The organism is Nonomuraea lactucae, assembly GCF_003313395.1.
Classification (GTDB): Bacteria; Actinomycetota; Actinomycetes; order Streptosporangiales; family Streptosporangiaceae; genus Nonomuraea; species Nonomuraea lactucae.
This window is the reverse complement of the sequence record NZ_QNFZ01000017.1, coordinates 1-11,576: the sequence shown is the minus strand read 5'-3', so window position 1 is coordinate 11,576 and position 11,576 is coordinate 1. Positions and strand designations below refer to the sequence as shown.

At 72.2% G+C, this 11,576-nt stretch carries 10 protein-coding genes; 5 read left to right on the top strand and 5 right to left on the bottom strand.

Annotated features, from left to right (window positions below; translation table 11 throughout):
• The 4 genes from DQW85_RS01035 to DQW85_RS01020 all read left to right on the top strand — a co-directional run.
• Window positions 1-866, top strand: an 866-nt coding sequence (locus tag DQW85_RS01035; RefSeq protein WP_275888154.1) for an FGGY-family carbohydrate kinase, incomplete at its 5' end; no start/stop codon positions are given.
• Window positions 867-1,013: 147 nt separating this feature from the next.
• Window positions 1,014-1,700, top strand: coding sequence for a DUF998 domain-containing protein (locus DQW85_RS01030; protein WP_113698549.1), 687 nt, complete (start codon window positions 1,014-1,016; stop codon window positions 1,698-1,700).
• Between the two features lie 62 nt (window positions 1,701-1,762).
• Window positions 1,763-4,081, top strand: a complete 2,319-nt coding sequence (locus DQW85_RS01025; protein ID WP_113698548.1) for a sensor histidine kinase — start codon at window positions 1,763-1,765, stop codon at window positions 4,079-4,081.
• Window positions 4,078-4,488 (top strand): DUF742 domain-containing protein, encoded by a 411-nt coding sequence (locus DQW85_RS01020; protein ID WP_113698604.1) that lies wholly within the window; start codon window positions 4,078-4,080, stop codon window positions 4,486-4,488. The genes DQW85_RS01025 and DQW85_RS01020 overlap by 4 nt, the downstream gene beginning before the upstream one ends.
• A 6-nt stretch (window positions 4,489-4,494) precedes the next feature.
• Here DQW85_RS01020 and DQW85_RS01015 read toward each other — a convergent pair whose 3' ends face one another.
• The 4 genes from DQW85_RS01015 to DQW85_RS01000 are packed head-to-tail and all read right to left on the bottom strand — an operon-like array spanning window position 4,495 to window position 8,054.
• Entirely contained in the window at window positions 4,495-5,067 is a 573-nt protein-coding gene (locus DQW85_RS01015) for a GTP-binding protein (protein WP_113698603.1), read from the bottom strand.
• Window positions 5,048-5,422: a DUF742 domain-containing protein gene (locus DQW85_RS01010; RefSeq protein WP_113698602.1), complete on the bottom strand. Its 375-nt coding sequence runs from the start codon at window positions 5,420-5,422 to the stop codon at window positions 5,048-5,050. Before DQW85_RS01010 ends, DQW85_RS01015 begins: the two co-directional genes overlap by 20 nt.
• Complete coding sequence (locus DQW85_RS01005; RefSeq protein WP_113698601.1) at window positions 5,419-5,826, bottom strand: roadblock/LC7 domain-containing protein; 408 nt, start codon at window positions 5,824-5,826, stop codon at window positions 5,419-5,421. The genes DQW85_RS01010 and DQW85_RS01005 overlap by 4 nt, the downstream gene beginning before the upstream one ends.
• Window positions 5,823-8,054, bottom strand: a complete 2,232-nt coding sequence (locus tag DQW85_RS01000) for a sensor histidine kinase (protein WP_162794632.1) — start codon at window positions 8,052-8,054, stop codon at window positions 5,823-5,825. Before DQW85_RS01000 ends, DQW85_RS01005 begins: the two co-directional genes overlap by 4 nt.
• Window positions 8,055-8,251: 197 nt before the next feature.
• Here DQW85_RS01000 and DQW85_RS00995 point away from each other — a divergent pair, with 197 nt between their 5' ends.
• Window positions 8,252-9,040 carry an SDR family NAD(P)-dependent oxidoreductase gene (locus tag DQW85_RS00995; protein ID WP_113698599.1) on the top strand — a complete coding sequence of 263 codons (789 nt, stop codon included), beginning with the start codon at window positions 8,252-8,254 and terminating at the stop codon, window positions 9,038-9,040.
• A gap of 55 nt (window positions 9,041-9,095) precedes the next feature.
• Here DQW85_RS00995 and DQW85_RS00990 read toward each other — a convergent pair whose 3' ends face one another.
• Window positions 9,096-11,087 carry an NAD(P)-binding protein gene (locus DQW85_RS00990; protein WP_240196840.1) on the bottom strand — a complete coding sequence of 664 codons (1,992 nt, stop codon included), beginning with the start codon at window positions 11,085-11,087 and terminating at the stop codon, window positions 9,096-9,098.
• Window positions 11,088-11,576 lie beyond the last annotated feature (489 nt).

The following is an 11,576-nucleotide window of genomic DNA, read 5'->3' as shown; positions in this document are numbered from 1 at the left end:
CCACACCCCCGCCCGCGGGCGCGGCCCTGTCCGGGACCACGGACCGGCCCGTGACGACCCCACCTGAGGGCGCGGGCGCGTCTGCGACCGATGGCGCCGCGGGGTTCGGGCCGGGAGGAGGGCGCGAGGGGCGGATGCGGATCGCGCCGGGCACCGGCGACAACATGGCCGCCGCGCTGGGTGTCGGGGCGCGGCCCGGGGACGTGGTGGTGTCGATCGGCACGTCGGGCACCGTGTTCGCGGTCTCCGACGTGCCCAGCGCCGACCCGAGCGGGGCGGTCGCCGGGTTCGCCGACGCCACGGGGCGCTTCCTCCCGCTGGTCTGCACGCTGAACGCCGCCCGGGTGATGGACGCGGCGGCCCGCCTCGCCGGCGTGGACCTCGACCGGCTCGGCGACCTGGCACTGCAGGCGCCGCCGGGCGCGGGCGGGCTCACGATGGTGCCCTACCTGGAGGGCGAGCGCACCCCCAACCACCCCACGGCCACCGGCTCGCTCCACGGCCTGACCCTGGCCACCTCGACCCCCGCCCACCTGGCGCGGGCCTCGATCGAGGGCATGCTGTGCGGCCTCGCCGACGCCCTCGACGCGCTCGGCGTGGCCCCAGAGCGGGTGCTGCTGATCGGGGGAGGCGCCCGCTCGGAGGCGGTCCGCCGCATCGCCCCGACGATCTTCGGCCGTTCCGTCCTCGCGCCGCCGCCGGGGGAGTACGTGGCCGACGGAGCCGCCTACCAGGCCGCCTGGCTCCTCGACGGCGAAGTCGACTGGGCGTCCCAGGAAGCGGCCGTGTACAAGGGCGCTCCGGTGCCGGAGATCCGCGCCCGCTACGCGGCGGCGGCCCCGCACGTACTGACCCGGCCGAGTTAGTCCCGGCCGGACGGCGGCGAGACGTCGCCGTGGGGAGGCGGGCTCCGCTGCGTCGGGGAAACCCCTAGGGGACCCCGGGGGCGGATCAGGGATCCGGTGGGGGTGGGCCGGATGCCGGGGGAGGGGGCGGGACGCGAGGGTTGGTGCATGACCGGAGTGAGGGCGAGGTTGTCGCCGGGGATGTGGGCGCTGGGCGCGTGCGTCTCGATCGGGTTCTCGGTGGTGGCTGTCGTGGTCGGGCAGTTCGGCCCGGACCCCTACCTCGACCCGCTGAACGTGACCGTGAGCGAGTACGCCGTGGCTGACCGCGGGGGCGTCACGGAGGTCGCGATGGCGGTGATGGGCCTCGGGTCGCTGGTGTTGCTGGGCGGGCTGCGGGCGGCGGGCGCTCCGGTGCGGGGGTTTCCGGAGCGGCTGCTGCTGGTCTGGTCGGTGGCGCTGGTGGTGGCGGCGGTCGTGCCGACCACGCCGATCGGCGCGGACCTGACGGTGACCGCGCAGGTTCACCGGTACGCGTCGGTGGCGGCGTTCGTCAGCCTGCCGCTGGCGGCGGCGCTGATGGTGCCGCGGCTGGCCGCCGCCGAGGAGTGGAAGCCGGTCGCCAGGGTGGTGGAGTGGCTGGCGCTGGCCGGGGGGTTCGGGCTGCTGGCGATCACGTACGTGGCGCTGCCGGGCGAGCGGGTGCTGATCGGCCTGGTGGAGCGGTTGCTGCTGGGCGCGGAGGTGGCCGTGCTGGGGGTTCTGGCCGCCTGGCTGGTACGGCTGGCGTGGGCCCGAGCCACGTCCGAGGAGCCCGCTAATTTCCAGACATATCACAGAATTATCGCTAGTTGATCTTAATCTGACCTGTTTCGGTGCTATTCTCTCCGGCGATCTTCTATCCGGGAGCAGGTACCATGGCATCGGGCAGATCCATCAGGTTCAAGATCTCGACACTGCTCGTCATCCCCCTGGTCTCCCTGGTCGTGCTCTGGGTCTTCGCGGCGAGCACCACCTTCGGCGACGCCTTCGGCCTCTTCAAGGCGCAGACCCTCTGGAGCGGCGTCCTCAAGCACGCCAACGCGCTCGTCGGAGAGCTCCAGCAGGAACGCCTCGCCTCCGCCGAACGGTTGGGCGGCATCGTCGCCGACCCGGCCCCGCTCGCGGGGGCCCGCGCCAGGACCGACCAGGTGCGGACCAGGCTCACCGATGCGGTCCGGCAGGAGAGCAGCCAGGCGGCGATGACGCCCCAGATGCGGGGGCGGGTGAAGGACGCCCTGGACGCGATCGAGCGGCTGCCGGACATCAGGCGCCAGGTCGACAGCGGCAGGATGAGCGCCGTGACCCTGGTCAGGGAGTATTCGTCCGTCTCCGACCTGGTCCACTACGTCTACTCGCTGTTCGCGATCACCACCGACGCGGACCTGACCCGCCAGACGTACGGCATGGTGCTCACCGACGAGGTGCGGGAGATGATGAGCCGCGAGAACGCCCTCATCGTCGCCGCGAACGGCAAGCTCTCGACGAAGGACGTGCACCTGCTGATCGAGGTCGACGGGGCGCGTACGCACCTGCTTTCCACGGCGATGGCCAACCTGGACCCCGACCTGCGGGCCCCGTTCGAGAAGGTCATCGCATCCTCCCGCTACGCCACGATGCAGCGGGCGCTGGACTCGTACATCGCGGGCGAGCCCGTCAACGTGCTCATGTGGCGCGAGCTGGCCGACCCGGTGATGCAGGACTACATCACCGCCTTCCGCAGCGGCGCCGGCAAGCTGTTCCTCCAGATCAAGCCGGCCGCTGTCGAGATCTTCGTGCGCGCCGCGGTGGCGGGCGTGCTCGGGCTGATGGCGGTCGTGGTCTCCGTCATCGTGTCGATCCGCGTCGGCCGGCGTGTCACCCTCGACCTCGGTAGGCTGCGCCGCGGCGCGCTCGACCTGGCCGAGATCAGGCTGCCCGGCGTGGTGGAACGGCTGCGCAAGGGCGAGCCGGTGGACGTGGAGGCCGAGGCGCCGCCCATCACGGTGGCCGACAAGGCGACCAGCGAGGTCGCCGACCTGGCGGCGGCGTTCGACAGCGTGCAGCGCACCGCCGTGGACACGGCGGTCGAGCAGGCCCGGCTGCGCGAGGGCGTCGCCCAGGCGCTGCGCAACCTGGCCAGGCGCAGCCAGTCGCTGCTGCAGCGCCAGCTCAAGCTCCTCGACGACATGCAGCGCGAGACCGAGGAGCCCGAGGCGCTGGAACGGCTGTTCAAGCTCGACCACCTGACCACCCGCATGCGCCGCCACGCGGAGGGACTGGTGCTGCTGTCCGGCGGCGCGGCCGGGCGGCGCTGGCGCGGCGTCATCTCGGTCGAGGACGTGCTGAACGGCGCCGCCGCGCAGGTCGAGGAGTACACCCGGGTCCGGGTCTACCCGATGCCCGAGTACGGCTTCTCCGGCACGGCCGTGGCGGACCTCATGCACCTGTTCGCCGAGCTGATCGAGAACGCCACCACGTTCTCCTCGCCCGGCAACGAGGTGTCCATCCGCGGCGAGCTGGTGGGCCGGGGCTTCGCCGTCGAGGTCGAGGACCGCGGCCTCGGCATGCCCGCGGAGATCCGCCGCCTCATCAACGAGCGGCTCGCCAGCCCGCCCGACTTCGACCCGTCGCAGACCGAGCAGCTGGGGTTCGCGGTGGTCGGCATGCTCGCGGCCCGGCACGGCATCTCGGTGACGGTCAAGCCCTCCCCGTACGGCGGGACCACCGCGATCGTCCTGGTGCCCGCGACTCTGGTCGAGATGCTGCCGCTCCCGGTCGAGATGCCCGAGCTCGAGACGGTGTCCGTCTCGGTGGTCAGGGACGACGCGGCCCAGATCGGCGCGTCCGGGGATGCCTCGGGCCTGTATGGCGCGTCCGGGGATGCCTCGGGCCTGATGGACGGCGCGCCAGGGTCCGACTCACCGGAGAGGCGCGGAGCGGGCCCCGGCGGGCTGCCGCGCCGGATCCGGACCTCCAGGCGCGGACCGGCGCCGCAGCAACAGCCCCAGCCGCAACTCGGGCCGCAGCAGGACTCGGGACCGGAACTGCCGCGCCGGCAACGCAAGGCCAACCTGGCCCCGCAGCTCAGGGAGCAGGAGCTCGCGGCACCGGACGAGCGCTCGCCCGAGGAGACCAGGGCGCTGCTCTCCTCCCTCCAGTCGGGCTGGCAACGCGGGCGGCAGGACAGCGATCAGGATGGGGGATCTCAGTCGTGAGCCGCGAGCACGAGTGGGTCGACGAGGAGGCCGGGCCGGTCGTACGGCCGTACGCGGTCGCCCGTGGCCGCACCAGATCGTCCGCTCCCCGGATCGACCTGCTGGCGAGCGTCGCCGCGAGCGGACTCCCGGTGCCCGCCAAGGCGGAGCTGAGCGTCCAGCACCGGCGGCTGATCGGCTGCGTCACCGGCCAGAGCAGACCGCTCGTGGAGGTGGCCGCCGAGCGCCAGAGCAGACCGCTCGTGGAGGTGGCCGCCGAGCTGGACCTGCCGGTGGGCGTGGTCCGGGTGCTCCTCGGCGACCTGCTCCACCACGGGCTGGTCACGGTACGGCCGCCGCGGGCCAAGACCACGGCGACCACCGAGAACCTGCTCCAGGAAGTGATCAACGGCCTGAAGGCCCTCTAGAGGCGGCTAGCCGGCCGCGGTCAGCGTGCGCAGGGAGTGCTCGACCAGGGTCACCATGACCTCCTTGGCCGACGTGCGCCGCCGCACGTCGCACAGCAGCACCGGCACGTCGTCGTCCAGGTCGAGCGCGATGCGCACGTCGTCGACGCTGTGCCGGGCGGCGCCCTCGAAGCAGTTGACGGCCACCACGAAGGGCGTGCCCCGCTGCTCGAAGTAGTCGACCGACGGGAAGCAGTCGGTCAGCCGGCGCGTGTCGGCGATCACGACGGCGCCGAGCGCGCCGTAGGACAGCTCGTCCCACATGAACCAGAACCGCTCCTGCCCCGGGGTGCCGAACAGGTAGACGACCAGGCCCTCGCGGATCGTGATCCGGCCGAAGTCCATGGCGACGGTCGTGGTGGTCTTGGCCTCCACGCCGTCGAGGTCGTCCACGCCGACCCCGCGTTCGGAGAGCACCTCCTCGGTGCGCAGCGGCTTGATCTCGCTGATCGCTCCCACCAGGGTGGTCTTGCCCACGCCGAAGCCTCCGGCGATGAGAATCTTGAGCGCGACGGGGTCCTCAGAGAGCCCGGAGTCCATTGATCACTTCCTTGAGAATGCCCGCACTCGGACGCGGCCTCTCCGCTGAGGGGGACGTCACCGAGATCAGGCCGTTGTCACGCAGATCGCCCAGCAGCACCCGTACGACGCCGATGGGCAGGTCGAGCTCGGAGGCCACGTCGGCCACCGAGATCGGGCTCCGCGCCATCCGCATGATGCGCTGCTGCTCGGGGCCCAGATCACCGGATGGGCCCGCCGGCGGCGCACCCACGACTGTCACGGTCGCGATGAGGTCGAACATGTCGCCGGAGGACCTCGTGCGGCCGCGGATCAGAGCATAGGGCCGGACGACCGGCCCCGCCTCCTCATCCAGCCACTGCGGGGACTCCCTCATGACGTGGCCGCTCGGGGGTTGGTCGAGATGTGCTGTCCGACCCGCTTGACCAGCATCGCCATCTCGTACGCGATGTGGCCCACGTCCACGTTCGCGTCGGCGATCACGGCCAGGCAGGTGCCCTGCCCGGCCGCGGTCACGAAGAGGAACGCCGACTCCATCTCGACGATGGTCTGCCGGACGTCGCCGCCGCCGAAGTGGCGCCCGGTGCCCCGGGCCAGGCTCTGGAACCCGGCCGCCACCGCCGACAGGTGTTCGGCGTCCTCCCGGGTCAGACCCTTGGAGTAGCCGACCGCGAGGCCGTCGGTCGACAGGATCACCGCCTGGCGCACCGCCCCGACCCTGGTCGTCAGGTCGTCGAGCAGCCAGTTCAGCTCACCGGTGTTGGTCGTCGGCACGGTCATGCCTCCCCCTCTTCTTGTGCGTCTTCTCGTGCGCGTTGGGTTCCCCGTTGGAACGCGGAGAACAGGTCGCGTACCTCGTCGGGAGAGCGTTCGGTCTTTTCCTCCGGCTCCGGTTCGGGCGGCGGGTCCGCCCTTAGCTGGGGTGCCAGGTTTGCCTGCCGTATCCGGGTGGGCAGCCCGGCGTGGGTGCCGCCGCTCACCACGGCGAGCGCCTTCTTCCGGGTCCGGCTGGGCAGCGCGGGCACGCCGTCACCGTCCTTCCTCGTACGGCCGGGCGGCGGCGTGGCCTCGTCGCCGCTGCCTCGGTCGTTCGTGGTGTCGTTCGCTGTCTCGTCCGGAGGGGCGTACGCGGTGCCGTTCCCGGGCTCGCTCCTCGGGCGGTTCCCTGTGCGTGCGCGGCTGGGCAGCGGGGGCGCGTCGTCGCCGTCTCCGGCTGTCAGCGCGGGCTGCTCGGTGACCAGGCGGCGTGGCACCAGCACGATCGCCGTCGTGCCGCCGAACGGCGAGCGGCGCACCAGCACCTTGATGTCGTGCCGCTCGGCCAGCTTCGCGACCACGAACAGGCCGAGCCTGTCGCTGTCGGCCAGGTCGAACTCGGGCGGGTTGGCCAGCAGCGTGTTGAACGAGCCGTACTCGGCGTCCGACAGCCCGAGGCCCCTGTCCTCCACCTCGATCGCGTAGCCGTTGCTCACCAGGTCGCCACGGACCAGGACGCCGGTGTCGGGGGGCGAGTAGATGGTGGCGTTCTCGACCAGCTCGGCCACCAGGTGCGTCAGGTCGGCCGCGACGCCGCCGTCGATCGCGCTGGCGGGCATCGCCTCGACCGCGATCCGGGTGTAGTCCTCGACCTCGGCGACCGCGGCTCGCACGATGTCGACCACGGGCACCGGCTTGCGCCAGGCCCGGCCGGGCGCGGAGCCGGAGAGGATGATCAGGCTCTCCGCGTGCCGTCGCATGCGCGTGGTCAGGTGGTCGAGGCGGAAGAGCTCCTCCAGCCGGTCGGGGTCGTGGGTTCGGCGCTGCATCCGGTCGAGCAGCGCGAGCTGGCGGTGCAGCAGGCCCTGCTTGCGCCTGGCCAGGTTGACGAACACCTGGCCGACCCCGCGCCGCAGGTCGGCCTGCCCCACCGCGGCCTGCACGGCGGTGCGCTGCACGGAGCCGAACGCGCGCGCCACGTCGGTGATCTCGGCCGAGCCGCTCACCTTGAGCGGCTTGACCTCCTTCTTGACGTCCACGTCCGCGCCGCGGCGCAGGCGCTCGACGATGTGGGGCAGGCGCCGTTCCGACAGGTCCAGGGCGGCGGAGCGCAGCCCGGCCAGCTCGGCGCCGAGGCGGCGGCCGAAGCGGACCGAGATGATGATCGAGGCGAGCACGGCGACCAGCCCGATGCCACCGGCGATGCCGATCCTGACCATGATCGCGACGGCCGCGTCGGTCGTGCGGCCCGTCAGCTCCTGGGTGGAGGACATGCCGATCCGGTCGAGCTGCGCCATGACCTGGCCGACGGCGGCGTTCCAGGCGTCCGCGTCGGGCGGCGGCGCGCCGGTGCTGACGATCCGCGACTCCATCAGGGCGAAGCTGCGGAAGGTCTGGCCGGAGAGCATCTTGTCGTACGGCTGGCGCAGCGCCAGGTCGAGCCCGGCCGAGCCGCGCGTGTGCAGGAACTTGCGGGTGGCGACGTACTCGGTGAAGGCGGCGGCCTCGGGCTCGGTCAGCCGCCGGTCGATGAGCGCGCCGCTGATGAGGGCGTGCTCCCTCGCGATGACCTCCCGCGCGTTCCCCATGGCCTGCATGGCGGTGGCCTGCTGGAAGATCGCCAGGTCGGGCACGGACACCATGTGGTCGTAGACCCTGAAGAGGGCGTCCATGACGCGGTTGTACTCTTCGAGCCCCGCCAGCCGGGAGCTGAGGCCGGCGTCGATGTCCGCGCGGATGGACCCGAGCCGGCTGAGCTGGCGGTGGAGGGCGTCGAGCGGGGCGCGCAGCTCTCCGTCGGCCGCGTCGCCGGCCTCGGCCGAGGCGCGCTGGAAGACGGTGACCGCCCTGTCGGTGCGGGCCCGCTGCGCGCCGAGATCCTCGGTGAGCTTACGCGTGGTGACGGCCACCGCCGAGCGGGCACGCTCGGCCTGAAGCTGCAGCCCCAGCTCGGTCGAGGTGATCCCGACCGTCTGATACAGGGTGTTGGCCCGCAGGAGGGCCTGTCCGTCACCCACGGTGAGGTTCAGCACGAACCCCCAGAGGGCGCTCAGAGATAGGAGGGGTAGCAGGAGTAATAAGAAGATCTTGAACCGAATTGACCGGTTACGCGAGCCCATGTCCCAACCTCGGAGTCGAGGGGCATTTCCACCTTTGTGTAAATACACCTCCGGAAGATCGCATAGGAGACTAGCACCGTTTATGGTTCCAGCGCAGTGGGAGGAACGGGATGATTAGCGTGATTACCGGGGCGAGTGCCGGCATCGGCGCCGCGGCGGCGGCCGAGCTCTCGCGCCGCGGGCACCGGGTTGTCCTGGTGGGACGGGACGAGCGGCGGCTCAAGGAGATCGCCGGCGGGCTCTCCGGGCCCAAGGGCGAGGTGCTCAGGTGCGACTTCGCCTCCCTGGAGGATGTGCGCCGGTTGGCATCCCAGCTTCTCGAGCGCTACGAGCGCATCGGCGTGCTGGCCAACAACGCGGGCGTGTGGAGTCGAACGCGACAGATCACCTCGGACGGGCACGAACTGATGGTTCAGGTCAACCATCTGGCCCCGTTCCTCCTGACCCATTCCCTGGCCGATCATGTGGACAGGGTGGTGACCACGTCGTCCCGCGCGGCTCGAACCGGCAAGCTCGACGTGGACGACCTCTCCCGGGCACGGCGCCGGTGGAACGCCTGGATCCAGTACGGCGACACCAAGCAGGCCAACGCCCTGTTCACGGTCGCCCTCGCGGCCCGCGGGACGGCCGCCACCTGCTTCCACCCCGGTGTGATCAGGACCGGCTTCGCGCCGGACGCGCTGCTCATGCGGCTCTTCCTCGCCACTCCCGGTTACGCCAAGCCGCCGGAGCACGGGGCGCGCCCGCTGGCGTACCTGGCCACGCACGAGGACGGGATCAAGCACGCCGGCCGCTACTTCGACGGCGAGACGCCCGCCGAGAGGCTCCCCGCCACGATGACGGATCCCGACCTGGCCGAGCGCCTCTGGCGGTCCACCCTCGCCGCCACCCATCCCTGACCACCCTCCGGGGGTCCGCGCCGCCGCGAGGCCGGCCACTGTGAGGGGCCTCCCTTCAGTGGTGCTCGTCCCTCAGGTCGGCGACCGCTCGGTACGCGGCGGTGATGGCGGCGTCGGCACGGGCCGCGGGGACCGAGTCGGAGTTGGCGATCGCGATCCGGCCGAAGGGGCGCCGGGCCGCGTCGGCCGGGAAGGGGCCGTCCGGGTAGAAGCCGTACCAGGGACGGCAGTACTCCGGCGCGTACCCGTGCCCCCACCGGTTGACCGTGATGGCCTCGATGTCCGCGGCCGGATCGAAGCCGGCGGACCCGAGGAGCCGGGCGAGCTGGTCCCGGACGGTGTACTCCAGGTGGTTGTAGGGCGTCCGGAGCAGCGCCCGGCGCCCGGCGACGGCGCCCCGGACCGGCCCCAGCTCCGACCGGCACGGCGTGGCCACCAGGTGGACGTTGATCGGCTCCCCCGGGTCTTTCGGGCACTCGTACCCGGGGGTGCTGAGCGGGTGGTCGAGCTCGGCCAGGCACCAGTAGGCGCCCGTCCAGCGCGTACGGTGGACGCCGGCGCGCCGCCAGGCCCGCCAGTCGCGCACCTGTACGGTCGCCTCCAGCATCGGCGTCTTGACCGCCTCCCGCAGGGCCCGGACCTGCTGGCCGGGCAGGTCGGGGACGAGGTAGGGGATGACCGCGTTCCAGCAGGCCAGCACCACCGATCCGGCGCGCACGGTCCTGACCCGATGGCCGTCGAAGTACGCCACGGTGGCCGTGGAGGCGCTGCCGGGATCGCCGTCGTTGCGCACCGAGACCACCGGGCTGGACAGCCGGAAGCGGACCCGGTTCGCGGGGTGGTCGAGCCGGCCGTAGTCGTAGGCGGCGGTGGTGACGCCGTCCATGGTCGCGGCCGTCGCGCTCCCGTCCGCGCCGGGGGAGGCGGACGTGGCGAAGCCGGGGATCATCCGGCCCACCATGATCCGGACCAGCGCCTGCACGCCCTCGGGAAAACAGTGGAGGTCCTCCCGGTCGGGCGCGCCCCACTCCTTCTTCAGGGTGGGCGAGCAGAACCGCGACGGCTTGCCCGCGTCCAGCCCGAGGCCCTGGAAACCGGGGTAGTCCCCGCTGCCCCAGGCGTCGATCGCGCCGAAGGACCGGGTGTCGTATCCCCATCTGGCGCTCGGCGCGGTCCGGTAGAACCGCTCGACCTCGGGATGCGCGCCGCAGACGTCGAGCAGGAAGGCGGAGTAGGTCAGGCCCGCCAGCCGTTCCTCCTTCTCCTCCCGTGACAGCTCCGGGAACCAGTCGGGCGGGTCCGCCCAGAGCCTGAGCAGGTCGCGCCGGGCCTGGTCCGCCACCGGCAGCCGGTTGACCCACCGCTCAGGCGGCGTTCCGGGCGCGAACCGGACCAGCGTGTCCAGGGCGAACGTCTCCCGGTCGCACATCACGCCCTCGTGCAGCCCCAGGCCCGGGTAGAGCCCCTCGTCATGGTAGCCGCGCAGGGTTCTGGTCACGATGCCGAGCCGGTCCAGCAGGTCCTTGCCCTCGGGCGTCCACACCGAGGGCGAGTCGATCGAGCGCGACCCGCCCTGGCCGATCAGCGGCCCGGGACGGCCGGCGGGCCGGAACTCGACCCGCCGGGCGTGGCCGCCGATCTCGTCGTGGTTGTCCAGGATGAGGACGCGCGCCCGCGGCTCGTGGCGCAGCCACTCGCAGGCGGCGCTCACCCCGCTGAGGCCGCCGCCGACCACCACCAGGTCGTAGTTCTCGCCGGTGGGCTCGGCGTCGCCGGCGAAGTCCCAGAAGCGGCCGTCACGGAGCGCGTGCGGCACGCTCAGCGCGTCGGCGGTGTTCCCGCGCAGGCCGGTGAGGCGGGGTGGGAACACGGCCTCCTCGGGCCCCTCACCCGTCCCATGGGAAGCCGAGCGAACGGGGGGCTGACCGGCGACCGCGCCCGCCGCGGCGGCGCCCGCGGCCACGGCGACGCCGTCGAAGAAGTCGCGGCGCGAGATCGGCCGTCTCATCCCGAGGTCGCGCGCCAGGCGCGGGTCTATGTCGCTCATGCCGTGATCATGCGGACGGCAGGCAATTGTCATGGTACGGCGCGCAGTGCTGGGAGAAACATTTTGCGTGGCCTGTTACGGCTAATGCCCGATTGGGGGCGCCTCTGGAAGGCGGGCTGTGACGGTCCTTCGCAGGGCTGACCAGCGCGATCGCATGGACTCCGGCTAATACGGCAAAGGTCAAGGCCATTCATAAAGCGCTGAATCCCATGAATAGCGACGTTGCGCGGCCGGTCCCCCGCCGCGTCCTCTAGCGTTCGTCGATATGCCGCACGAGCGAAATCGCAAATCCGCCCTCAGAGTCCTTTCCGGCATATGCGCCGGCATGACGCTGCTGTCGGGCTGCGCCTCCGGCGAGGCCGCCCAGGCACCCACCCAGGCCGCCAAGACCCCCACGGGCCCGGCGTCCCCCGCCTCCTCAGCGCCCCCCGCCTCTTCCCCTCAGGCGGCCTCCGCGCCGGCAGCGCCGGCCGCGCCGCCCGAAGTCCG